This is a genomic window from Aeromonas ichthyocola (genome assembly GCF_046087985.1).
Taxonomy (GTDB): Bacteria; Pseudomonadota; Gammaproteobacteria; order Enterobacterales; family Aeromonadaceae; genus Aeromonas; species Aeromonas rivipollensis.
This window is the reverse complement of the sequence record NZ_JBJSWH010000002.1, coordinates 709295-732080: the sequence shown is the minus strand read 5'-3', so window position 1 is coordinate 732080 and position 22786 is coordinate 709295. Positions and strand designations below refer to the sequence as shown.

18 protein-coding genes are annotated in these 22786 nt (G+C 64.8%); 11 read left to right on the top strand and 7 right to left on the bottom strand.

Going from position 1 to position 22786, the window contains the following annotated elements; translation table 11 throughout:
• Nucleotides 1-2: 2 nt before the first annotated feature.
• Nucleotides 3-2063: a proline dehydrogenase family protein gene (locus ACF2JD_RS08090; protein ID WP_440987160.1), complete on the bottom strand. Its 2061-nt coding sequence runs from the start codon at nucleotides 2061-2063 to the stop codon at nucleotides 3-5.
• 408 nt (nucleotides 2064-2471) lie between these two features.
• On the opposite strand from ACF2JD_RS08090, the gene ACF2JD_RS08085 reads away from it, so the two are divergent.
• On the top strand, nucleotides 2472-2909 hold the full coding sequence (locus tag ACF2JD_RS08085) for a VOC family protein (protein ID WP_111909834.1): 438 nt from the start codon (nucleotides 2472-2474) through the stop codon (nucleotides 2907-2909).
• Between the two features lie 133 nt (nucleotides 2910-3042).
• Here ACF2JD_RS08085 and fumC read toward each other — a convergent pair whose 3' ends face one another.
• A complete protein-coding gene (gene fumC / locus ACF2JD_RS08080; protein WP_440987159.1) occupies nucleotides 3043-4434 on the bottom strand; it encodes a class II fumarate hydratase in 1392 nt (463 codons plus the stop codon).
• A gap of 122 nt (nucleotides 4435-4556) precedes the next feature.
• On the opposite strand from fumC, the gene ACF2JD_RS08075 reads away from it, so the two are divergent.
• From ACF2JD_RS08075 to ACF2JD_RS08065, 3 genes are read left to right on the top strand one after another with little or no spacing between them, the layout of a single operon-like run.
• Nucleotides 4557-4985, top strand: a complete 429-nt coding sequence (locus tag ACF2JD_RS08075; RefSeq protein WP_106885974.1) for a MarR family winged helix-turn-helix transcriptional regulator — start codon at nucleotides 4557-4559, stop codon at nucleotides 4983-4985.
• 35 nt (nucleotides 4986-5020) lie between these two features.
• Nucleotides 5021-6088: an efflux RND transporter periplasmic adaptor subunit gene (locus ACF2JD_RS08070; protein WP_440987158.1), complete on the top strand. Its 1068-nt coding sequence runs from the start codon at nucleotides 5021-5023 to the stop codon at nucleotides 6086-6088.
• Between the two features lies 1 nt (nucleotide 6089).
• Nucleotides 6090-7628 carry a DHA2 family efflux MFS transporter permease subunit gene (locus tag ACF2JD_RS08065; RefSeq protein ID WP_303807484.1) on the top strand — a complete coding sequence of 513 codons (1539 nt, stop codon included), beginning with the start codon at nucleotides 6090-6092 and terminating at the stop codon, nucleotides 7626-7628.
• Nucleotides 7629-7718: 90 nt separating this feature from the next.
• Here the strand turns inward: ACF2JD_RS08065 and pepE are convergent, their stop codons facing one another.
• The 3 genes from pepE to ACF2JD_RS08050 form a co-directional block, all read right to left on the bottom strand.
• Nucleotides 7719-8459, bottom strand: coding sequence for a dipeptidase PepE (pepE, locus tag ACF2JD_RS08060; RefSeq protein ID WP_234677634.1), 741 nt, complete (start codon nucleotides 8457-8459; stop codon nucleotides 7719-7721).
• A 142-nt stretch (nucleotides 8460-8601) separates the two neighbouring features.
• Entirely contained in the window at nucleotides 8602-9210 is a 609-nt protein-coding gene (locus ACF2JD_RS08055; RefSeq protein ID WP_440987157.1) for a response regulator, read from the bottom strand.
• A 1-nt stretch (nucleotide 9211) separates the two neighbouring features.
• Nucleotides 9212-11098 (bottom strand): PhnD/SsuA/transferrin family substrate-binding protein, encoded by a 1887-nt coding sequence (locus ACF2JD_RS08050; protein ID WP_440987218.1) that lies wholly within the window; start codon nucleotides 11096-11098, stop codon nucleotides 9212-9214.
• 259 nt (nucleotides 11099-11357) lie between these two features.
• Here ACF2JD_RS08050 and dsrO point away from each other — a divergent pair, with 259 nt between their 5' ends.
• Genes dsrO through ACF2JD_RS08030 form a run of 4 tightly spaced genes read left to right on the top strand, consistent with a single transcriptional unit; the run spans nucleotide 11358 to nucleotide 16375 of the window.
• Complete coding sequence (gene dsrO / locus ACF2JD_RS08045) at nucleotides 11358-12152, top strand: sulfate reduction electron transfer complex DsrMKJOP subunit DsrO (protein ID WP_440987156.1); 795 nt, start codon at nucleotides 11358-11360, stop codon at nucleotides 12150-12152.
• On the top strand, nucleotides 12142-13269 hold the full coding sequence (gene nrfD / locus ACF2JD_RS08040) for an NrfD/PsrC family molybdoenzyme membrane anchor subunit (protein WP_440987155.1): 1128 nt from the start codon (nucleotides 12142-12144) through the stop codon (nucleotides 13267-13269). The genes dsrO and nrfD overlap by 11 nt, the downstream gene beginning before the upstream one ends.
• Complete coding sequence (locus ACF2JD_RS08035) at nucleotides 13269-15803, top strand: molybdopterin-dependent oxidoreductase (RefSeq protein WP_440987154.1); 2535 nt, start codon at nucleotides 13269-13271, stop codon at nucleotides 15801-15803. The genes nrfD and ACF2JD_RS08035 overlap by 1 nt, the downstream gene beginning before the upstream one ends.
• On the top strand, nucleotides 15803-16375 hold the full coding sequence (locus ACF2JD_RS08030; RefSeq protein ID WP_440987153.1) for a molybdopterin dinucleotide binding domain-containing protein: 573 nt from the start codon (nucleotides 15803-15805) through the stop codon (nucleotides 16373-16375). Before ACF2JD_RS08035 ends, ACF2JD_RS08030 begins: the two co-directional genes overlap by 1 nt.
• 60 nt (nucleotides 16376-16435) lie before the next feature.
• Here the strand turns inward: ACF2JD_RS08030 and ACF2JD_RS08025 are convergent, their stop codons facing one another.
• A complete protein-coding gene (locus ACF2JD_RS08025; RefSeq protein WP_440987152.1) occupies nucleotides 16436-17809 on the bottom strand; it encodes an endonuclease/exonuclease/phosphatase family protein in 1374 nt (457 codons plus the stop codon).
• A 229-nt stretch (nucleotides 17810-18038) separates the two neighbouring features.
• Nucleotides 18039-18776: an EAL domain-containing protein gene (locus tag ACF2JD_RS08020; RefSeq protein WP_168235691.1), complete on the bottom strand. Its 738-nt coding sequence runs from the start codon at nucleotides 18774-18776 to the stop codon at nucleotides 18039-18041.
• Between the two features lie 225 nt (nucleotides 18777-19001).
• Here ACF2JD_RS08020 and ACF2JD_RS08015 point away from each other — a divergent pair, with 225 nt between their 5' ends.
• The 3 genes from ACF2JD_RS08015 to ACF2JD_RS08005 all read left to right on the top strand — a co-directional run bounded on the left by ACF2JD_RS08015 (nucleotide 19002) and on the right by ACF2JD_RS08005 (nucleotide 22774).
• Nucleotides 19002-19721 carry a hypothetical protein gene (locus ACF2JD_RS08015; RefSeq protein ID WP_440987151.1) on the top strand — a complete coding sequence of 240 codons (720 nt, stop codon included), beginning with the start codon at nucleotides 19002-19004 and terminating at the stop codon, nucleotides 19719-19721.
• A gap of 30 nt (nucleotides 19722-19751) precedes the next feature.
• Complete coding sequence (locus tag ACF2JD_RS08010) at nucleotides 19752-20249, top strand: CS1 type fimbrial major subunit (RefSeq protein WP_440987150.1); 498 nt, start codon at nucleotides 19752-19754, stop codon at nucleotides 20247-20249.
• Between the two features lie 71 nt (nucleotides 20250-20320).
• Nucleotides 20321-22774, top strand: a complete 2454-nt coding sequence (locus tag ACF2JD_RS08005; protein WP_440987149.1) for a CS1-pili formation C-terminal domain-containing protein — start codon at nucleotides 20321-20323, stop codon at nucleotides 22772-22774.
• The last annotated feature ends 12 nt before the right edge of the window (nucleotides 22775-22786 follow it).

The window sequence follows — 22786 nt, the reverse complement described above, 5'->3', positions numbered from 1 at the left end:
GCTCAGCGCACTATCGACCAGCTCGCCATTGGCCTCACCACCTGACCGACCAGATCGCGATGATCCGCAGGATTGACTACATTCTGGAACTCGGTCGGCGGCGGCACATCACAGCCCAGCATGGGCAGGGCCTGATAGCGGGTATTGGTGCTGCCGAGCAGGGCGGCGGACAGCGAACCCAGTCGGTGCTCGTTCGCGAGATCCAGGCCGGCGGAGTTCGGGCGGGCTTCGCCGTACAGCTCACGGGGCAGGGGAATACGCGGGTGGGGCAGACCCAGGCTGCCTTCACGGGCGGCCATCTGCTCGATCTGCTGTACCGGATCCTGCACCAGATCCTGCAGGGAGATGCTGTTGTCCGCGATGCGGTTGACGAAGGAGGTGTTGGCCCCGTTCTCCAGCAGGCGGCGCACCAGGTAGGCGAGCAGGGTCTCGTGGCTGCCGACCGGCGCATAGATGCGGCAGGGGCGACCCAGCTTGCCGTCGGCGACCTTGCCGACCACCTGTTCGTAGAGCGGCTCACCCATGCCGTGCAGGCACTGGAACTCGTACTGGCCCGGGTAGTAGTTCTGCCCCGCCAGCTGGTAGATGGCCGACAGGGAGTGGGCGTTGTGGGTGGCGAACTGGGGATAGATGGACTCGGGCACCGCCAGCAGCTTGCGGGCGCAGGCGAGATAGGAGACATCGGTGTAGGGCTTGCGGGTATAGACGGGGTAACCCTCCAGGCCATCCTGCTGGGCGCGCTTGATCTCGCTGTCCCAGTAGGCGCCCTTCACCAGCCGGATCATCAGGCGGTGACGGCTGCGCTTGGCGAGGTCGATGACGTAGTCGATCACATAGGGGCAGCGCTTCTGATAGGCCTGGATGACGAAGCCGATGCCGTTCCAGTCAGCCAGGGATGGGTCGAAGCAGAGCTTCTCCAGCAGGTCGAGGGAGATCTCCAGCCGATCGGCCTCCTCGGCGTCTATGTTGATGCCGATGTCATACTGCCTGGCGAGCTGGGTCAGGCCCAGCAGGGTGGGGTAGAGCTCTTCCATGACGCGATCGTACTGGGCGCGGCTGTAGCGCGGGTGCAGGGCGGAGAGCTTGATGGAGATGCCCGGGCCCTCGTAGATGCCGCGGCCGTGGGAGGCCTTGCCGATGGCGTGGATGGCCTGCTCGTAGGAGGCGAGATAGCGCTTGGCATCCTCCTCGGTGAGGGCCGCTTCCCCCAGCATGTCGTAGGAGTAGCGGAAGCCCCGGTTTTCCATGTTGCCCGCGTTCGCCAGCGCCTCGGCTATGGTCTCGCCGGTGACGAACTGCTCCCCCATCAGGCGCATCGCCATGTCCACACCCTTGCGGATCAGCGGCTCGCCGCCCTTGCCGATCAGCCCCTTGAGGGAGCTGTTGAGGCCAGCCTCGTTGTGGGTGGCCACCAGCTTGCCGGTGATGAGCAGGCCCCAGGAGGCGGCGTTGACGAACAGGGAGGCGCTCTGGCCCAGATGCTGGCTCCAGTTGCCACCGCTTATCTTGTCGCGGATCAGGGCATCTCGGGTCGCCTTGTCGGGGATGCGCAGCAGCGCCTCGGCCAGACACATCAATGCCACCCCTTCCTGGGAGGAGAGGGAGAACTCCTGCAGCAGACCCTGCACCAGGCCCTGACGGCCGCTGGCGCTCTTCTGGTTGCGCAGCTTCTCGGCGATGCCGAGGGCCAGCTTCTGGGTGGCCTCGGCCTTCTCCTTGGGCAGGCGGGCCTGCTCCAGCAGCATGGGCACGGCCTCGGTCTCGGGGCGGCGATAGGCGGAGGTGATGGCGGCACGCAGCACGGACTGCGGCAAGATGCTCTCGGCAAACTCGAGGAAGACCTGGATCCCCTGCTCGGTGAGGGTCTCGATGGCCTCTTCCCCGGCGGCAGCGGCCAGACCGGACTGCTCGGGCGGGGTCAGGCCACGCTCCAGCTGCTCCAGATAGGTGAAGATCGCCTGCTTGATCAGCCAGTGGGGGGTGCGATCCAGAGTCTGGGCGGCCTGCTTGAGACGGTCGCGGGTCGCTTCATCGAGTTTAACGCCGAGGGTGGTAGTGGCCATGGGACTTCCTGTGTCTAGAAGGTAACAATATTACCGGACGGTTAAATTTTGCCGAGAATGGCGCAACCAGGTGCAACCTTCAAGCAAGAAATTTTAATGTCCTGGCTACATTGTTGAATTTTCCTATGCCAAATGACTCGGAGGATTGAGCCTATGAATAGGACTCGATACAGGTTTTCACCGAAATATTAATGGGTTGTATACATGTTTTCGGATGGGTAACGAGGTGCAACCCTCGACGGGGTCGGGTTGCTCTTTTTTTCATGAATTATCAGCCAGGTACTCATGGGGAAACGAGGGAAACCACCACTCAGGACTCACTGGGGTAGTGAGCGACCTGGGTGGCGTCGGCTCTTCTATGCTGATAGCTGGCCTCGAAATCCGCTATCAATGACCAAGGAGCTCATCATGGCGCGTGTCAGTACCTATCTCAATTTTGCCCGGGAGACGGAGGCGGCCTTCCTCTTCTACCGCGAGGTGTTCGGCGGCGAGTTCAACGGCCCCATCCACAGATTCAAGGAGTCCCCAGGCTGCCCGGGTCAGCCGCCCCTGTCACAGGAAGATGGCGATCTGGTGATGCATGTGGAGCTGGCGATCCTGGGCGGCCATGTGCTGATGGGCACGGACGCCCCCGCCAGCATGGGATTCACCCTGGTGCAGGGCAACAACAGCTACCTCAACCTGGAGCCGGACAGCCGCGCCGAGACCGACCGTCTGTTTGCGGCCCTGGGGGAGGGTGGCCAGGTGGAGATGGCGCTGCAGGAGATGTTCTGGGGCGACTATTTCGGTTCTCTGGTGGACAAGTTCGGCACCCGCTGGATGTTCAACTGCCAGAGCAAGAGCTGAGACGGCTTTGCTAATGAAAAGGGCGCCATGGCGCCCTTTCTGTTTTTAACCGCCTCCATTTACCTGGTCCCACCATCTGGGCAGGCACCGGCATCTGACTCCCGGGGACTGAGTTGGCCCGAGGCAAGTTGGCCTATGGCTGCCGTCCTACCATGTCGGCGGGCACCACCCAGGCATCGAACTGCTGGGCGCTGAGGTGACCGGAGGCGATGGCGGCCTCCCGCAGCGTCAGCCCCTGGTGGTGGGCCAGTTTGGCAATTTCGGCGGCCTTGTCATAGCCGATGTGGGGGTTGAGCGCCGTCACCAGCATCAGGGAGCGGGCCAGCAGCTCGTCGATGCGCGCCCGGTTCGCAGCTATGCCGAGGGCACAGTGATCGTGGAAGCTCTGCATGCCGTCCGCCAAGAGCCGCACGCTCTGCAGGAAGTTATGGGCGATCATGGGCCTGAACACGTTGAGCTCGAAGTTGCCGCTGGCGCCGCCGATGTTGATGGCCACGTCGTTGCCCATCACCTGGGCGCAGAGCATTTTGAGCGCCTCGCTCTGGGTCGGGTTGACCTTGCCCGGCATGATGGAGGAGCCGGGTTCGTTCTCCGGGATGCTGAGCTCCCCGAGCCCGCTGCGGGGGCCGCTCGCCAGCCAGCGCACGTCGTTGGCGATCTTCATGAGAGAAGCCGCGAGTGTCTTGAGGGCGCCATGGGCATGGACCTGGGCATCGCTTGCCGCCAGGGCCTCGAACTTGTTGGGGGCGCTCACCAGGGGCAGGCCTGTCTGCTCGGCCAGGGTTTTGGCCACCGCCTCGGCAAAGCCGGGCGGGCAGTTGAGACCGGTGCCGACCGCGGTGCCGCCGAGGGCCAGCTCACACAGATGGGGCAGGGCGGCATTCAGGTGGCGCTCCCCCTGAGCGAGCTGGGCGACCCAGCCGGAGATCTCCTGACCCAGGGTGAGGGGGGTGGCGTCCTGCAGATGGGTGCGGCCAATCTTGATGATGTCGTCGAAGGCGGCGGCCTTGCTGGCCAGGGTCTGTTTGAGGGTGATGAGAGCCGGCAGCAGCTGGCCGGTGATGGCGGTGACGGCCGCCAGGTTCATGGCGCTCGGGAAGACATCGTTGCTGGACTGGCTCTTGTTCACCTCGTCGTTGGGATGCACCAGCCGCGCCTCCCCCCGCGCGCCGCCAAGCAGTTCGCTGGCCCGGTTCGCCAGCACCTCGTTGAGGTTCATGTTGGTCTGGGTGCCTGAGCCGGTCTGCCACACCATCAGGGGAAACTCGGCGTCGTGCAGGCCGCACAGCACCTCGTCGGCGGCGGCCATGATGGCCTGGGCCTTGCGGGCGGGCAGCAGCCCCAGGGCGTGGTTCACCCTGGCGCAGGCGGACTTGATGCGGGCGAGGGCATGGATGATCTCCATGGGCTGGCGCTCCCCCGAGATGTTGAAGTGGTGCAGGGAGCGCTGGGTCTGGGCGCCCCACAGTCTGTCCGCCGGGACGGCTATCTCCCCCAGGCTGTCCCGCTCCATCCTGATATCCATGATGTTTCTCCTGCCGTTGAGGTGGTGGTCCCCAGCATGAACCCAAACGGCGGCCGGGGCCAGTTTGCATATGTCGGCCCATGGCTTATAATAAGCAAAGCTTATTATATAGGTTGCATGCTATGAACAAACAACCCGACTCCCTCGGATTCCTGATCGGCGACGTACAGCGTCTGATGCGTCGTCAGTTCCAGCAGCAGCTGGAAGGCAGTTGTCTGACCCTGGCCCAGGCCCGCGCCCTGGTGCACATAGCGCGCCGCGAGGGGATACGTCAGGTGGAGCTGGCCGACGGCCTGGATATCCAGCCCATCACCCTGGCCCGCCAGCTGGATCAGCTGGCCGAGAACGGTCTGGTGGAGCGGCGCAGCGATCCCGGCGACCGCCGGGCCTATCAGCTCTACCTGACCGAGGCCGCAACCCCCTATCTGGCGATGATCAAGCAGGCGTCCGATCTGGTGCATCAGCGCGCCATCGGCGAGCTGGGGGAGGAGGCGACGGATGCGCTCTGTCACTCCCTCAAGATACTGCGCGCCAACCTCTCTCATCCCTGATTTCTCACTTTGACGCAACACAGCGGAGCGATTTTATGACCACTGACTCACCCTCCTCCTCCCGTCCCAAGATGAACCGGCGCCGTACCCGCCTGCTGCTGCTGGTGGTGGTACCGGCACTGGTCCTGGTCGGGGCGGGCGCCATTTACCTCCACGGCGGACGCTATGTGGAGACCGACAATGCCTATGTGAAGGCGGACAAGGTGCCCATCAGTACCGAGGTGCTGGGCCGGGTGGCCAAGGTGTTCGTCGCCGAAAACCAGCAGGTCAAGGCCGGTCAGCCGCTGTTCGAGCTGGACCCCGAGTCCTTCCGGGTCGCCGTGACCAAGGCCGAGGCCGAACTCGCCAAGGTGCGCACCGATCTGGTGGCGCTGCAGACCAGCTATCGCGGTCAGCAGGCGGAGATAGATGTGGCCCGTACGCGCCATGCCTATGCCCTGAAGGAGGAGCGTCGCCAGGCGGATCTGGTGGCCAAGCACTTCACCTCCACCGCCAACTACGATGACGCCCGCCAGCTCACCATACAGACAGCCCAGCAGCAGGTGGCGCTGGAGGAGGGGCTCAAGAAGATCGAAGCCTCCCTGAACGGTGACGTGAACCTGCCGGTGGAGCAGCAGCCCGCCTATCAGGAAGCCGCCGCCGGTCTGGCCAAGGCCAAGCTGGATCTGGCCCGCACCACCATCTATGCCCCCGCCAACGGCATCGCCAGCCAGTTACCCAAGCCCGGCCAGTACAGCCTGGTGGGCATGACCGCCATGATGCTGGTGGAGACCGACAGCCCCTGGGTGGAGGCGAACTTCACCGAGACAGAGCTGACCCATGTGCAGCCTGGCCAGCAGGTCGACATCAGCGTGGACACCTACCCGGACGCCCGCTGGCACGGTGTGGTGGAGAGCCTGAGCCCGGCCACAGGCTCCGAGTTCTCGGTGATCCCGGCCCAGAACGCCACCGGCAACTGGGTCAAGATAGCCCAGCGCGTCGCGGTGCGGATCAAGCTGGAGGACGGGGCGGATCTGCCCACCCTGCGCGCCGGTCTGAGCGCCACCGCCGAAATCGATACCGGCCACCAGCGCACTCTGCCCGGCTTGTCAGGTCGAGGTTGATATGACGACAACAGATACGGAGGGCACTGACCAGGTCTCCCGCCGCACCTTCATCACACTGTCGGTGATGCTGGCCACCATAATGCAGGCGCTGGACACCACCATAGCCAACGTGGCCCTGCCCCATATGCAGGGGGCCATGGGCGCGACTCAGGATCAGATCTCCTGGGTGCTCACCTCCTACATAGTGGCGGCCGCCATCTTCATGCCGCTGACCGGCTTTATCTCGGCAAGAATTGGTCGGAAAAGACTGTTTATGTGGTCGGTGGCGGGCTTTACCGTCGCCTCCATGCTGTGCGGCGCTGCCCAGAGCCTGGATCAGATAGTGCTGTTCCGGCTGCTGCAGGGGATCTTCGGCGCCAGCCTGGTGCCCCTCTCCCAGGCGGTGCTGCTCGATACCTATCCTCCCGAGAAGCACGGCTCCGCCATGGCGATGTGGGGCATAGGTGTCATGGTGGGCCCCATCCTCGGGCCGTCGCTGGGGGGCTGGCTCACCGAGTACTACAACTGGCGCTGGGTGTTCTACATCAATCTGCCGTTCGGCCTGCTGGCCTGGTTCGGGCTCGCCGCCTTCATCGAAGAGACCAGGCTCGATGCCAGCCGCCGCTTCGATCTGCTGGGCTTTGCCCTGCTGAGCCTGGGGATAGGGGCACTGCAGATGGCGCTGGACAGGGGGGAATCCCAGAACTGGTTCGCCAGCCGGGAGATAGTGATCGAGACCGTCATGATGGTGATGGCCTTCTATCTCTTCGTGGTGCACATCTTCACCCACCCCCATCCCTACATAGAGCCGGCCCTGTTCAAGGATCGCAACTTCAGCGTCGGCCTGGTGTTCATCTTCATCGTCGGCATCATACTGCTGGCGACGATGACGCTTTTGCCGCCCTTCATGCAGGGGCTGATGGGCTACCCGGTGATCGACGTCGGCTACCTGCTGGCACCGCGCGGGGTCGGCACCATGTTCGCCATGATGCTGGTGGGCAGGCTGTCGGGCCGGGTGGACGTGCGCATCCTGATCCTGCTGGGGTTGCTGCTCACCAGCTTCTCCATGTGGGAGATGACGCTGTTCAACACCGACATCAGCAGCTGGGACATAGTGCGCACCGGCATAGTCCAGGGGTTGGGGCTTGGCTTCATCTTCGTGCCGCTCTCCACCATCACCTTCGCGACCCTGGCGCCGCGCTATCGCAACGAGGGCACGGCGCTGTTCAGCCTGGTGCGCAACATCGGCAGCAGCATCGGCATCTCTGTGGTCATCACCTATCTGGCCCAGCGCACCCAGATGAACCATGAGGTGTTCGCCTCCTACATCACTCCCTTCAATGCCGGTCTGCAGCAGGGGATGGGGACGGCGGCGCTGGTCACCCCCAAGGGGCTCGCCATGCTCAACGGCGAGGTGACCCGCCAGGCCAGCCTGCTCGCCTATTTGCAGGACTTCCGCCTGATGATGTGGGTCAGCCTGTGCGCCATTCCGCTGGTGTTGCTGCTAAAGGCCCCCAAGCGTGGCGGCGGCAAGGAGGCGCTGGCGATCCTGGAGTGAGGGCCCTTGCGGGACCTCACCCCGGCGCGAGCGGGCAAACGAAAGAGGGATGGCCTTGGCCATCCCTCTTTTCATTGCAGCGCCCCTGACTCAGATCTTGGGGATGAAGGGAGTGAGGGCGGCCAGGGGAGCGGCGTCCTCATACTCCTGGGTCGTCTCGCCGTGCTTGAAGATCTTGAAGCCTTCGCCGCGCACGCTCCAGTACTCGACTGTCTCGCCGTTGCTCTCGCCGCTGATCTGCAACAGGCTGGCTTCGCGCAGGGCCACCACGGATTCGCTCGGGTTGATGGCGCAGAACTCGGCGAGCCGCTCGTCCCGGGTCTCCCCCATGTGGCCGCTGATGCTGGCGTCCAGATAGTGGGGATTGATCTGCAGCGGGAACAGGCCCAGCGCCGGCAGCACGGCAGCGCTGCACACCGGCATGTCGTTGGTGGTGCGGATGCTCGGGGTCGCCACGTTGCAACCTGCGCTCCAGCCCACATAGGGCACGCCCCGTTCGCGCACGGCCCGCTGTATGGGCACCACCAGACCGTATTCGTGCAGCAGCTGGTTCAGGCGCCAGGTGTTGCCGCCGCTGATGAAGATGGCGTCTGCCTGGTTGATGGCCGCCACGGGATCGTCGAACTGGTGGATGCTAATGGTCTCCACTCCCAGGCTCTCGGTGAGATCCTGGGCGCGGGCATCCCAGTCGCTGCGGATCACCGCATAGGGGATGAGCAGGATGCGCTTGACCTGTTTGCGGGCGAGCAGGGTCTGCACCCGGTCGCGGGCCCAGCCGAGCAGGCCCGGGTGTTCGGTGGTTTTGCCATTGCTAAGCAGAAGCAGTTCCATGATGTCTCCTCGAAATAATGCGCAGGACCTTGGTCGGCCCTGATAAAGGGAAGGGGCTACTCTACCCCCAAGGCGGCGCCAAGTGTGTGATCTCGCCACGTTTTATGCCCCGGGGTTGGGGTTTGCCCATGGCGTGAGCGATTCAGGGCCGCCCATTGACCGCCGCATAGCGCAGCATCAGCTCGGCCAGGGAGCCCACCTCGAGGCGCTTCATCAGGCTGGCGCGGCACACCTCGACGGTGCGCACCGAGATGCAGAGCGTGCTCGCTATCTGCTGGTTCTTGTGGCCTTGGGCGATGAGCTGCAACAGCTGGTGTTCGCGGGGGGTGAGCCGCTCGAAGGCGTGTCTATGGGCAAGGCGCGCCGCCGCGGCCAGGGTTGCCTGCTCGGCCCGCGCTATGGCGGCGAGCAGAGGGGCCAGCTGCACCGGCTTTTGCAAGAAATCCACCGCCCCCTGCTTGAGAGACTCCACCGCCAGGGGCACCTCCCCGTGGCCGGTGAGAAACAGTATGGCGATGGGGCTCTGGGCCGCCTTCAGCCGCTGCTGCACCTCGGGGCCCGACAGCCCCGGCATGCGGCAATCCAGGATCAGGCAGGCGGGTTGGTGGAGCGCCACCTCGGCGAGGAAGCGTTCGCCATCGTCAAAGCAGGTGAGCGTCAGATCGCAGCTCTCCAGCATGAAGCGCAGGGAGTCGAGCACGGCCTGATCGTCATCGACCAGGTAGAGGGGAGGGCGGTCAACGTACTGCATGTCAGTTCCTTGGGTTGGGATGGGGAGCGGCCTCAAGCCGCTGCTGAGGGGCGGGCAGGGTCACCCGGGCCAGGCAGCCATGGGGGCTCAGGTTGCTCAAGGCGAGCTGGCCGCGATGACACTCGACCACGTCCCGGCAGATGGCGAGCCCCAGCCCCATGCCGTCGGCCTTGTCGCTGTGAAACGCCTGCTGCAGCTGCGCCTCTGGCAACCTCAGACCGGGACCGTTGTCGCGGATCTCCAGGATCAATAGCGCCGCCTCGAAGCAGACAAGCAGCTCGACCCGGCCCGGCTCAGCCCTTTGCGCCGCTGGGCCGTCCGTTCGGGCCGCGCTCTCGGCGCCATTCTTGATGAGGTTCATCAGCAACTGCTCCACCCCTATGCCATCCAGGGGGAGCAGGCGCGGCTGCCCCTGCCAGCGCAGTGTGAAGGTGACGCCGAGGGGGACCAGCATCTGACCGAGCAGGGGTTGCAGGCCCTCCACCAGGGCGACCAGGTCCGTGGGCTCGGCTTGGCGCGGGCGTTTCTGCAGCCGGGCTCTCAGCCGGTTGACTGTCTGGGTGATGCGCTGGACCTGCAGGCCAATCTGCTCCAGGGCCTGGCGCAGGGGTTCCTGTGATGCGGCTGTGGCCGGATCCTGCCCCTGCCTCGCGAGGCGCAGCAGGGCACCCTGGCTGTAGTTGGCGATGGCGGTGAGGGGCTGGTTGATCTCGTGGGCCATGTTGGCGCCGAGCTCGCCGAGCTCGGCGAGGCGCCTGGCCTGCTCGAGCTGGCGCCCCTTCTCCTCGAGTTGCTGGCGGGTGGCGAGCAGTCGGCGCTGGCTGCGGTTGAACAGCTGTTGCAGCAGCAGGTGGTGGCCGCCGAGCAGCAGCACCAGCGCCAGGGCGCCCCAGCCCCACTGCTGATGCTGGCGCAGCCAGTGCCAGGCCGATTGCCACCAGGGGCCCTGCAGGGGGTGGCGATCCAGCGCCTTGAGCAGGCGGTCGATGCCAAGCTGGCTGGTGGGCACTGTCCAGCCCGCCGAATCGGCGGCCATGGCCGCCTCGCTGTCTGCTGGCAGGTCGAACAGGGCTCGCGTCACCGCCAGAGCAAGCGCAGGGGAGGCCTGCTCCGTCTGGGCGAAGGCCCAGTTCGGGTAGAGCCGGGTCGAGCTCTGGCAGCCAAAGCCCGCCGGCGCCTGGTTGTCCAGCACCCGAAAATCCGAGTCGGCGACCTTGCCCTCCCGCACCATGCGCTCCAGCTGGCAGACCGGCACTATGGCGGCGGCGACGTCCCCTACCGCCAGCTGCTCGATGAGCCTGTCCAGGGGAAAGCCGGTGAAGCGCACGGCGGAGAAGAAGCGCTCCAGCCTGACCCCCTGCTCGTCCGCCTCGAAGCGGTAGGCGAGGTAGCCACCAAAGGCGTTTTCCGACACGGCGGCGACCGGCTGTCCCTCGAGATCCTGCCAGTGCCGGTAGGGGGCATGGGCGCGCACTACCAGAGCGGCGCCGATGGCGAGGTTGTCACCCCCCGCCGGGCTCTTGAGGGTGGCGAGCCAGGCCAGTGGATACTGGCGCGCCAGACTCACCGACTGGCCCGGGTTGGTGATGACAAAGTCGAGCCGGCTTTGCGCGACGGCCTCGGCCAGGGCATCGAGCTCCAGGGGCACCAGCGCGAAGCGCCGCTCTGGCACCCGCTCATCCAGCCAGCCCATCAGCGGCTGCCACTGGGCCTTCGCAAGCGCCGGGCCGCGGGTCGCCAGCACGCCTATTCGCACCGGTTCGGCCAAGGCCTGCTCCGGCTCGGTCGGTGGGGGCACAGGCCCGGCCAGGGCAGGGGCGACCCAGATCCAGAGCAACAGGGCCAGCAGGGGCTGGCGGGCGAGCGATGAGGGGGCGTGACGGAACAGGGCGCTCTCCTTGGGCGGCTGATGGGGGTGGGGAAGCCAGTCTATCACCGGGACGATGCGCTGGGCCGCCCTGGCGCCGTGATGGGGCGGCGAATGGGGCTTTGGTCACAGTTTGGCGGTTATGGGGCCGGTTTTATTGCGCTGGATCAACCCGGCTCCCGGTATGTGGAAAACCACAATAGAGGCGACTTGCTGCGTTGCGGACAATCGGCCCAACCCCCCTCTTGGGGGAAGCCAGCTCAGCAGAAGGAAAGAAGCCATGGAGCTCAGCAAGCGCCGATTGTTATCCGGGATCGCCGCCCTCACCGCAGGGGCGGCCCTGACCCCCGTGACTCAGGCCCAAGTTCAGGCCCAGTCCGTCCCCGTTCCCCGCAATGGGCGGGCGGCCATCAGCCGGGGGGATGGTAGCAAGCGCTACGGCATGCTGATCGACCTGCGCCGCTGCGTCGGTTGTCAGGCCTGCACAGTGGCCTGCACCATAGAGAACCAGCCCCCTCTCGGCCAGTTTCGCACCACTGTCAGCCAGTACGAGGTGAGCGACATGGCGGCACTCGATGCCCCCGCCTCCCTCTTGATGCTGCCGAGGCTCTGCAACCACTGCGCCGAGCCCGCCTGCCTCGACGTCTGCCCCACGGGCGCCACCTTCCAGCGCGATGACGGCATAGTGGTGGTCAACAACGACTGGTGCGTCGCCTGCGGCTACTGCGTGCAGGCCTGCCCCTATGACGCCCGCTTCATCAACCACGAGACCAACACCGCCGACAAGTGCACCTTCTGCGCCCACCGGCTGGAGGCGGGATTGCTGCCCGCCTGCGTGGAGAGCTGCGTCGGCGAAGCGCGCATCATAGGGGACTTGAACGATCCCAAGAGCCAGATCAGCCGGTTGCTGCGTGAGCATGAGTCCGCCCTCAAGGTGCTCAAGCCCGAGGCCCATACCCAGCCGCGGGTCTTCTATCTGGGCATGGATGAGGCCTTCGTCAGCAAGATCGACGGCCATCCGGCGCAGCGTACCCTGCTTGGCGACGACGGCAAGGAGATAGCCCATGACCATTAACGAACTGCTGGCCCCGGAGCAACCCATCACCTGGCTGCCCTGGGCGGTGCAATATTTCTTCCTCATCGGCCTCGCCTATGGGGCCCTCTGGCTCGGCGCGGCCGATCTGTGGCGCAAGGCACCGGATCGGCGGCTGCAGACCCTGGCCGCCGTGCTGATGATGGGGGCAGGCCTGGTGGCGCCCATAGCCCTGACCGCGGATCTGCACCAGCCGGCCCGGGCCTGGCACTTCTACGCCCAGACCCGCTTCACCTCCATCATGTGGTATGGCGCCTACCTGCTGCCGCTGTTCAGCCTGCTATCCATGCTGTTTGGCTGGCTGCTGATAAGGCCCAACCTGGCCAGGCGCGGCGAGGAGCATGACAGGGTCGCCGCCCTGGCGCGGCTGCTCTGCCTGGGACATTGGCCCAGCGAGCCCTGGCTCAAGCCGCTTGCCTTGATGGCTATTTTAAGCGGGCTCAGTATCGCCCTCTACACCGGGCTCGAGACCATGGTGGTAGCGGCGCGGCCCCTCTGGCACACCCCTTGGCTCCCCTGGTTGCTGGCGCTGAGCGCCCTGCTGGCGGCCCAGAGCGCCCTGCTGCTGCTCAACCGCCTGCTGACCGGCTGGCAGCAGGGCACGGAGGCTGGGCTGCTGCGCCAGATCCGCCCGACCCTTGGCCTGCTCGCGCTCTCCCTGCTGGGCTGGGCCCTGTTTGGCGGTGCCTCGGCGGCTGAGGCGAATGCCCTCTATCGGCTGGATCCTAGCTGGCGGCTGGCGGCCCACTGGCTGCTGCTGACCCTGGGCCTGCTCGGCCTGTTGCTGCTGGCGGGGCACCGATTCTCCCCCCGCCTGCAAACCTGGGGTCTGGGGTTGCTGGCGCTGCACTTGGTGTGGGGTCTGCGCTGGCTGGTGCTTATTCAGGGGCAGTTGGCGCCGAAATACGGGGCCGGCGTCTATGTCTACCAGATAGCCTGGGGGCCGGCCGGTGTGCTCGGCATCCTCGGCACCTTCGGCCTGCTGCTGGCCCTGCTGGTGGCGCTCTCCGAGCTGGTGCGCGCCCCGGCTCTGCCATCCGCTACAACTTCATCTGCCACCCAGGCAGCCACCACCCATTGCGCTCGCGAGGCACTCTGATGGATCACAGCAAACGCAAGTTTCTCAAGGGAGCCGCCATCGCCGGGGGCACGGGGCTCTTCGTGGCCGGTTACAGCGATACCCTCAAGCAGGTGGTGAGCGGGCTGGCCACCGGCAGCTCGGGCAAGCCGACCCGGGATCCCATCCACGGCAACTCCCTGGCGGTGGAGTACAGGGTCGATGAGGGAGGGGAACTTCACCCCAACCCGGCGCAGCGCCTCGCCAACACCATGTGCCTCGGCTGCTGGACCCTGTGCGGGGTGCGGGCCCGCATCGACAACGAGAGCGACAAGATAGTGCGTATCCTCGGTAACCCCTATCACCCCCTCTCGGCCCTGCACCACATCGACTTCAAGACGCCGATCAAGCAGGCGCTGCTCGCTACCAGCGGCTATCAGGAAGGGGGGCTGGATGGCCGCTCCACCGCCTGCGCCCGGGGCAACGCCATGCTGGAGCAGCTCGACAGCCCCCACAGGGTCACCCGCTGCCTCAAGCGGGTCGGCCCGCGCGGCAGCGGCCGCTGGCAGAGCATCCCCTTCGAGCAGCTGATCGAGGAGGTGGTGGAGGGGGGCGATCTGTTCGGGGAGGGGCGCGTAGAGGGGCTCAGGGCCATCCACAACCTCGCCGAGCCGCTCGATCCCGTGAACCCGGAATATGGCCCCAGGGCCAACCAGCTGCTGGTGAGCAACGCCTCGGACGAGGGGCGCGATGCCTTCATCAAGCGCTTCACCTTCAACAGCTTCGGCACCCGCAATTTTGCCAACCACGGCGCCTACTGCGGCCTGTCGTTCAGGGTGGGTGCCGGTGCCCTGCTGGACGATCTGGAGAAGAACGCCCACCTCAAGCCCGACTGGGACGAGAGCGACTTCCTGCTGTTCATGGGCACCTCCCCCCAGCAGTCCGGCAACCCTTTCAAGCGCCAGTCCCGCCAGCTGGCGGCGGGGCGGGCACGGCAGGGCAAGCCGTTTTCCTACGTGGTGGTGGCCCCCAGCCTGCCGAACACGGTGAACCTGCCCTCCGCCCCCGCCAACCGCTGGTTGCCCATCCGGCCTGCCACCGACTCGGCCCTGGCCATGGCCATGCTGCGCTGGATCATCGACAACGAGCGCTACGCCGAGCCCTTCCTGGCTGCCCCTAATGCAGTCGCGGCCGAGCGGGCCGGCTATCGCGGCTTTTGCAACGCCAGCCATCTGGTTGTCTGCGACCAATCCCACCCCCGCTTCGGCCAGATGCTGCACGCCAGCGATCTGGGGCTGCCCTTTGAGGGCGAGGCCTATGGCGAGGGAGATGCAGTGCTGGTGGTCGAAGAGGGCAGCGACGCCCTGCTGCCCGCCGGCCAGTGCGAGCGGGCCCGGCTCTGGGTGGCGCTAAGCGTTCCGACCCCGGGCGGGCCGCTGGCGGTCAAGAGCAGCTTCCAGCTGCTGGCCGAGGCGAGCCGGGAGATGAGCCTCGAGCAGTACAGTGCCGAGTGCGCCGTGCCGGTGGACGACATCGTCGAGCTGGCGCGGGAGTTCACCAGCCACGGTACCCGGGCGGCGGTGATCACCCACGGCGGTACCATGAGCGCCAACGGTTTCTACACGGCCTGGGCCATCATGATGCTCAACGCCATGATAGGGAACCTCAACGCCCGGGGCGGCGCCGTGGCGAGCGGCGGCAAGTTCGATCCCTTCGGCGCCGGGCCGCGCTACGATCTGGCGAGCTTCCCGGGCATGGTCAAACCCGCAGGTGTCTTCCTCTCCCGCTCCAAGTTCCCCTACGAGAAGACCTCGGAATATCGCCGCAAACGCGAGGCGGGGCAGAACCCCTATCCGGCCCACGAGCCCTGGTTCCCCATCTCGGGGCCTCTGCTCGGCGAGCACCTGACCGCGGCGGTGAGCGGTTATCCCTACCGCGCCAAGGCCTGGATCAACCACATGGGCAACCCCCTCTACGGTCAGGCGGGGCTCAGCCATGCCATAGGGGAGCAGCTCAAGGACCCAGGCGTGCTGCCGCTCTTTGTCAGCATCGACAGCTTCATCAACGAATCCTCGGCGCTGTCGGACTACATAGTGCCGGACACCCTGACCTATGAGTCCTGGGGCTGGGCCACCGCCTGGCACGGCGTCATGACCAAGGTCTCCACCGGCCGCTGGCCTGTGGTGGAGCCTCGCGTCGCCAAGACAGCCTCGGGGGATCCGGTCTGCATGGAGTCCTTCTTTATCGCGGTGGCGAAACGCCTGGGGTTGCCGGGCTTTGGCGAGGGGGCAGTCAAGGGGGCCGATGGCAGTCTGCATGCCCTCAATCGGGCGGCGGATTTCTCCCTCTATGGGGCGGCGAACGTCGCCTATCTGGGTGAGCCTGTGCCGCCCATAGGGGCTGAGGATCTCGCCTGGTCCGGGGTGGAACGCATACTGCCGACCCTCAACGCCACACTGAGCGCCAGGAGGCGAGTCGCGCCGCCTACCTCTTTGCCCGGGGCGGGCGCTTCGAGCCGGTGGCCAAGGGGCGCGATGAATCGGGGCAGCCGAGCAAGCGTTGGCCCAAGCCGCTGATGCTGTGGAACCCGGCGGTGGGCAGCCGGCGTCACAGCCAGAGCGGCCAGTTCTTGAGCGGCACCCCGCGCTTCTTCCGGGCCCAGCTCGCCGACGGCACGCCGCTCAATGAGGCGTTCAAGCCGGCCCAGTGGCCCCTGCTGCTCACCAGCTACAAGTCCCACACCATGAGCTCCATGAGCATAAGCTCGGATCGCCTGCGCCAGGTGCACCCCAGCAACGGGGTGCGGCTCAACGCCCAGACGGCGGCCCGCCTTGGCATAGTGAGCGGGGACAGGGTGCGGGTCAGTACCCCCAATGGCAGCGTGATCGGGCTGGCCGAGTGCGTGGCCGGGGTGCAGGAAGATGCCATCGCCATCGAACACGGCTTCGGTCACAAGGAGCTGGGGGCGCGGGAGCACTGGGTAGACGGCCAGCCGGTGGCGGCCAGCGCCCTGCGCGGCGCCGGGGTCAACCTCAACGATCTGGCGGTGCTGGATCCCAGCCGCCACGGCCGTTATCCCCTGGTGGACTGGGCCATCGGCTCCTCGGCCCGCCAGGGGCTGCCGGCCCGGGTAGAGAAGCTGGTCTAGCGCCAGCTGCAAAAAAGCGGGGCCATCATGGCCCCGCTTTTCATCGAGTGATCCTGAACATCACTGGTCCAGTTCGATGTCCACCCACACCAGGCGGTGATCCGAGCTCACCCCCTTGGCGATGCCGAGCTTGGCGTCATACACCAGGTGGTAGCCGGGCTCGAAGCTGGCGGGCCAGAACACCCCCGAGGCCACCGCATTGAGGTTGGCGGAGGGGATCAGGTGATCGAGCTGCAGGCCGCTGCTGCTGGTGATGCGCTCCGGGGTCGGCCTGTTGTTGTTGCGCTTGCACTGATCCGGCTGGCTGGCGAGGCACTCGGGGCCACCCTGGCTGACCGGGATCAGGGCGCCATTGGTGACCGACTGGTTGACCAGCGCATGGTTGTGAAGGTTCTGGATGGCACTGAGATCCCCGTCACCCGCTTGCGGATCGGCGTTGAGATCCCCGGCGATGACGAAGCGGGCACCCGCCGGCAGACCGCCGGCCTTGCCTGCGTCGTCCACCATGTAGCTGGCGGCCTCCACATAGTCCTGCCAGAAGGCGACCTCGGCCCTGTTGTGCTTGACGTTGTGGCGCGCCGCATTGCCGAAGATGGGGGGCGTGGGGTGGGAGATGAGGAAGTGGACCACCACCTCCTTGTTGCCCTGCTTGATGCGCACCGGCACGTCCGCGTGGTTCTTGGAGGAGAGCGGGAACTGCGCCCAGGCCGCGTCGTCATACCAGGGCTCGCCACACTGGCGGCCGGCCGGGATCGGCGCCCTGGGGTTGTTGCAGTCGTCGATGACGGGGTTGGTTTCGCCGGGCATGTCCTTCCACTTGAAGTGCTGGAAGGTGCGGATCCCCTTGGTGTCGATGGGATATTTCGACATCACCGCGAAGGCGTACTGGCCGTGGTAGTTGCCAAAGCCCCAGGCGTCGTCCGGCCCGCTGCTCACTTTGCCATCCAGGTTGAGGTCATGACCGCTCATCAGCCCTGTGTTGGTGGCAAAATTCTGCATCACAGGGTAGCTGATGGCCTGCACCTCGCCGTGCTGGGCATGGGCCAGGTAGTTGTCGTTGAACGCCTTGAGATCCGTTGTGCTCTCGCCCTTGCCGTCGTTGTCGAATTCGTTGAGCAGGAAGACGTCCGGGCGGGTGCGCTGCACTATCTCGGCGATATTGCGGATCTGCTGCACGTTTTTGGCCTGGGTTATTTCGGCCTTGCCGAGGCTGGTGTCGCCCTCCTGGTAGCGGGCCAGCAGGGCGTCCTGGGCGGCGCGGTCCAGGGCCAGTTCGCCGGAGAGCATGCCGGGGGCGGTGCGATCGAAGGAGAGGTTGAAGGTAGCGAAGCGAACCATGGGATCTGGGGCCTTGGAGTCATTGTTGCTGTGACAGCCTGCCATCAATCCGAGGGAAATGGCAGCGGCGAGCAGGGTCTTGTGGCTATTTTTCATTGTAATATTCCGTAGCATCAATAGGTTATGCCAGGACACCGAAGAGGCCCAGGCGGGCCCATTATAGAGATGCTGATCTGAAACGGGCTCTGAATGAGCCAAAGTGTGAGTCCATTCACAGCCTGAAGAAGAGGAAGGTGCAGCCAGGCCCTGTGGTGGTAGGGGCCTGGCCGTTCTGAATAAGCGCGAGGGCAAGAGGAGCCCCGGCTGACCCTCTGGTCCCGGGTGCCTAGGACCAGCGGGAGAGGGGGGAGGGCATGGCGTAGGCGTAGCCCTGCTGATAGTCGCAGCCGAGGCGGTTCGCTATCTCGACATGGAGCTGGGTCTCCACCCCCTCGCACACCACGGCCATGCCGAGGCGCTGCAGGTAGGCCACCAGGCCCACCAGCATCTTGAAGGCGTGAGAGGTGCGCGCCGCCTGCAGCAGCAGGGAGCGGTCCAGCTTGACTACCTCGTAGGGCAGGGCCATCAGGCGCTGAAAGTTGCACTCCCGGGAGCCGAAGTCATCGCAGGCGATGTGGGCGCCATGGGCGCGCAGCACCTCTATCAGCTCCCTGTATTGGCTCTCCAGCCGGGCGTATTCCAGCACCTCGAACCAGATGTCGATCCCCACCTTGCGTGCCTGCACCAGCACCAGCAGCAACAGGTTCTGATAGGTCGGGCTGGAGAGCGCCGGGTTGAGGTTGATGGAGAGCGTATAGGGCCCCCCCTTCGCCAGGACAGGCAGATCCCTCATGATGGCCCTGAGCATGACGATATCCAGATGCAGGGATTCGTCCTGGCTGAGGGAGGCAAAATCGATGCCTTTGTAACACTGGGCCACCGGATCCCAGCGCCTGGCCAGCGCCTCATAGCCCTTGACCTGACGGTCCCGGCCTATGATCGGCTGGTAAAAGGGAACGGCGACATCCGCCATGGCCATCGTGGCCATGGCACTCATCGGATACTCTTCTTTGAACGCAAACATGGCTCTCACCTGATGGCGATGGATGGCTGCGCATAATACAGGGTGCAGCCACCTGGCAGCTGTAGGAATTATCTGATAATGAGCCTGCCGCCTGAAATTCAATATAGGATTATTCCGATTAACATCCCCCGGCAGGCTGCATAAACTGGCCCCAGTGATATTCGAACGGCTCATTAATAGCTTGCTCAAGAAATAGTGCCGCAATAAATTCAGTCTGGAATAAAGATGAGAAACCTATTTTTTATTTTGTTGCTGATGCTCAGCGGCAACGTATCGGCATCGGCCGAAATCAGCATAGGCACCCTTTTTGACTATATGGCAGGTCAGCAGGGAACTTATTTAAAACGGATCCGAAATCAGGGCGATACCACCGCCTTCGTCAAGGTAGCCATTCACGAAATAACCTATGACGGCGCCGGCCAGCCCCGTGAGTCGGCGGAGCTGACCGAAGGCAACCGGGCCCTGATCGCCAGCCCGTCGCGCCTGATCATCCCGGCCAAAGGGGTACAGGCTACCCGCTTGCTCTATATGGGGGCGCGGGACAAGGAGCGCTATTTCAGGGTTCGCTTTATTCCCGTGCTGCCCAGGAAAGAGGATGGATTCGATATGGATGGCCAGAGTATTGATGCTCAGCAACAAGTCTCTGCTGGTGTAAATATATTGACCGGGTTCGGCGCCATTATTTTTGTCATGCCAAAAGAGACCCGCTTTGATACGAAATTGATAGAGACCGACACCATGACCACAGTCGTGAATAACGGCAATGCCACCATAGTGCTGGACTTTTTCGAGGAGTGTGATGGACGGGAGAAAAACTGTTCAACACCAGGGAAAATTCATCTGTTGCCGAACATGAAGAAGCAACTTGTGAAACAGAAAGATCACCTCTATCGCTTTGCGCTGATTGAGGGTGACCAGAGTAGAAACATGGTGATTGGACACTGATGTTTCTTGTTTATGACCGAGGAGAGAGTAATGAAAGTATGGATTGTTGCGCCCCTGGCGATGCTGGTATCGGCCCATCTGATGGCGGCAGAACGCATTGAACATCAGGTCACAGTGACCGCCCAGATCCCGAGCGAGGCCTTCTATGTGCAGCCGACCGGTGGCGACAACTGGATGAGCACGCCGCAGAAGCTGGCCTACAACCCCTACACCAAGAAGCTGGACACGCTGAGCAAGCAGCTGGATGCCAAGAGCACCATAGGCGCCATCACCGGCTACCTGACCAACCCGGCCGTGATGGCCAGCGGCAACGACAACATTCCCCTGACCATCAAGGTGGGTGGTGTCGCCCTGTCGACCACCTCAGTCGAGGTGATGAAGGCAGAGGATGCCAAGACCGGCAAGTTGCTGGGACTGGAAGTGATCCCCGCCGACGCCCCTGTGGCCGGCTATCAGCCAGGTAATTACCAGGGTGTAGTGAACATGATTTTTGAATCTGAAGCACCCGCCCTGAGAAAATGCGGCTAAGTCATCCGCTTCGGGCTCCCTAATGGGGGGAGCCTTTTTTGTTTGCGCTGATGCCAAGAGTGAGATGACCCGTGCCCTATTTCTCTTTCCTGCTGGCGCTGGCCCTGCTGGCGCTGGCCCTGCTGGGCCAGCCTGTCTGGGCGACTGAGGGTCGTGCCACCCAGCCCCTCGATGTGTTGCAACAAGCCCAAGACTTGCCTGATGGCTTTGCCGATCACTTCTTCGACGTCCCGCTGGCGGTGCGCATCCTGGTGGATGGGCAACTGCTGGGGGAGGGCGAGATAGTGCTGGGCAAAGACACCAGCGTACAACTGCTGATCCTGACCGACGGCCACGAGAGTGAGCTGGACGAGCGCACACGCCAGCGCTGGGTCGAGGTGCTGGCCGTGCCCCACCGCCTGGGCCCGTGCCAGGGCGAGTGTGCCAATGGCGTGCTGGCCCTGGAGTACAGCCTGGAGAACTCCCAGCTCTCGGTGCTGACCACCCGGGTGGAGAGCGGATCACAGCAGGCCCGCTACCACCAGTTGCCCGCCGCAGGCAGCTATGGCGCCCTGATGCGCCATCAGCTGAACCTGACCCTGGGGGAGGAAGAGCAGCGCAGCGGTCGCTACAACCTGACGGCCCAGGGCAGCCTCGGCCAGTGGACCCCCTTGCTGGAAGGGGAGCTGAGCCAGTTTTCCGGCCAGCCTGCCCAGCATCATGTGCAGCAGCTCTATGCCGAGCATGAGGGAGAGGGGCGCTTCTACCGGCTGGGCTATTTCTCCCCCTATGCCCAGGGGCTGGTGCGCCAGCCTGCCCAGTTTGGCGGCGGCACGCCGACCGTGCTCGGGGTCATGCTGGGGGATTCGGACACCCTGCTGGTGGAGCAGGGCAAGGCCAGCACAGTCCCGCTCTATGTCACCCCGAGTCGGCCAGGCATGGTCGAGATCTACAAGGATGGCTTGCTCATCAACTCCCAGCAGGTGGGCTCTGGGCTGCAGGCCCTGGATACCCGGGTGCTGCCCACCGGCATCTACGAGGTGGAGCTGCGGGTGCTGGAAGATGGCCAGGTGACCGAGCGGCGGCGGGAGATGATCTACAAGCCGGGCAACTGGCAAAACCCGGAGGAGGCCTGGCGCTTCAACCTGTTTCTGGGCCAGCAGACCCGGCTGCTCAGCGACCGGGAAGAGAAGCGCCCCGAGAGCACGAGTGGCGGCGTCATGCTCAACCACCTGCTCACCCCCTCGGTGATCCTGGGGGCGTCCAGCCAGTACATAGACCAGCGCTGGCAGCATGGTCTCTCGGCGGACTGGAGCCCGGGCAACCAGTGGCGGCTGTTTGGCAACCTGATGGCGACCCAGGGGGTGGGCACCGGCTTCGATCTGCAGGCGCTGTATCACTATGGGGATGGCAGTCTGGTGCTCAGTCATCAGCAGCAGCGCTATCAGGAGCTGCGGGAGGGGGAGGCGCGTGACCTTGCCCAGAGCAACCTGTCGTTGCAGCAGCGACTCGATGAGCATCACTCCGCCAACCTCTATCTGGCGCACCGGGAGGGGCAGGGGCTGGGGGCCGACCTGGGCTGGCGTTACAACGGCGAGCTGCTCGGCCAGGGGGTGAGCTGGAACCTGACGGTGTTCGACCGCCCCGGCAGTATCAGCACCGACAATGCGCGGGACAGGGGAAGCATGCTCTCCCTGAGCATGAACCTGGGGGGAGAGCGCAGCCAGCTTGCCATTGGCATTGGCAGCCGGACCTCCCGCTCCGGCGGGCAGGAACGCAACGCCTCCCTCGGTTACCAGCAGTGGCTGGAGTGGGGCGCCTTGCAGAGCGTCGGGGCCAACCTGACCACAGACAGCTATGGGGTCGGGATGGCGGGCCATGCCCGCTTTCAGGGGGCGCTCGCCAGTGGCGACGCCCACCTGCTCTCTTCTTCCTACAACCGGGCCTTGAGTGGCGGGCTCAACCTCGACAGCACCCTGGCCTTTGGCGATGAGGGCAGCCTGACCCTGACCGGTCAACCCCAGGGGTATGAGGCGGGCATGATAGTGGATCTGGAGTCCGACCTTCCCGAGCTGGCCCTGCGCGCCTATGACGATCAGGGAGGGAATGTGGTGCTGCGCCCCGGCCGCAACCTTGTGCCCGTCACCGCCTATCGCGGCGGTGCCGTGCAGCTGGACATGGCGGGTGCCGAGTCGCCGTCGGTGACCATTCGCCCCAACCTGCTGCCCTATCACCTCAACAAGGGGGGGGTGGCCTATCACAGGGTGCGGGTGATGAAGACGGTGACAGTGATAGGTCGCCTGCTGGATGGGCAGGGAACGCCGCTCAAGGGGGCCATGGTGGTCAACCATGCGGGACGTACCGTCAGCGAGGCCGATGGCTTCTTTGCGGTGGAGATGAGCGAGCGAAACCCCAGCTTGCAGGTGGAATTCCATGGTGCGCAGCAGTGCGATCTGGCGCTGGATACGGCCCGTACCGAACGGCAGCAGGATCTGTTGTTGCTGGGAGATCTGGTGTGCAGCCCCGAGATTTGGGCCAGCCAATAGGCCCTCGAACAG

Excerpts from the sequence above, each read along its gene's own strand:
- ACF2JD_RS08065 (WP_303807484.1), top strand. The coding sequence starts at position 6,090 with ATGACGACAACAGATACGGAGGGCACTGACCAGGTCTCCCGCCGCACC.
- ACF2JD_RS08075 (WP_106885974.1), top strand. The coding sequence starts at position 4,557 with ATGAACAAACAACCCGACTCCCTCGGATTCCTGATCGGCGACGTACAG.
- dsrO (WP_440987156.1), top strand. The coding sequence starts at position 11,358 with ATGGAGCTCAGCAAGCGCCGATTGTTATCCGGGATCGCCGCCCTCACC.
- ACF2JD_RS08035 (WP_440987154.1), top strand. The coding sequence starts at position 13,269 with ATGGATCACAGCAAACGCAAGTTTCTCAAGGGAGCCGCCATCGCCGGG.
- ACF2JD_RS08070 (WP_440987158.1), top strand. The coding sequence starts at position 5,021 with ATGACCACTGACTCACCCTCCTCCTCCCGTCCCAAGATGAACCGGCGC.
- ACF2JD_RS08020 (WP_168235691.1), bottom strand. The coding sequence starts at position 18,776 with ATGTTTGCGTTCAAAGAAGAGTATCCGATGAGTGCCATGGCCACGATG.
- ACF2JD_RS08030 (WP_440987153.1), top strand. The coding sequence starts at position 15,803 with ATGCTGTGGAACCCGGCGGTGGGCAGCCGGCGTCACAGCCAGAGCGGC.
- nrfD (WP_440987155.1), top strand. The coding sequence starts at position 12,142 with ATGACCATTAACGAACTGCTGGCCCCGGAGCAACCCATCACCTGGCTG.
- ACF2JD_RS08015 (WP_440987151.1), top strand. The coding sequence starts at position 19,002 with ATGAGAAACCTATTTTTTATTTTGTTGCTGATGCTCAGCGGCAACGTA.
- ACF2JD_RS08085 (WP_111909834.1), top strand. The coding sequence starts at position 2,472 with ATGGCGCGTGTCAGTACCTATCTCAATTTTGCCCGGGAGACGGAGGCG.
- fumC (WP_440987159.1), bottom strand. The coding sequence starts at position 4,434 with ATGGATATCAGGATGGAGCGGGACAGCCTGGGGGAGATAGCCGTCCCG.
- ACF2JD_RS08025 (WP_440987152.1), bottom strand. The coding sequence starts at position 17,809 with ATGAAAAATAGCCACAAGACCCTGCTCGCCGCTGCCATTTCCCTCGGA.
- ACF2JD_RS08090 (WP_440987160.1), bottom strand. The coding sequence starts at position 2,063 with ATGGCCACTACCACCCTCGGCGTTAAACTCGATGAAGCGACCCGCGAC.
- ACF2JD_RS08055 (WP_440987157.1), bottom strand. The coding sequence starts at position 9,210 with ATGCAGTACGTTGACCGCCCTCCCCTCTACCTGGTCGATGACGATCAG.
- pepE (WP_234677634.1), bottom strand. The coding sequence starts at position 8,459 with ATGGAACTGCTTCTGCTTAGCAATGGCAAAACCACCGAACACCCGGGC.
- ACF2JD_RS08010 (WP_440987150.1), top strand. The coding sequence starts at position 19,752 with ATGAAAGTATGGATTGTTGCGCCCCTGGCGATGCTGGTATCGGCCCAT.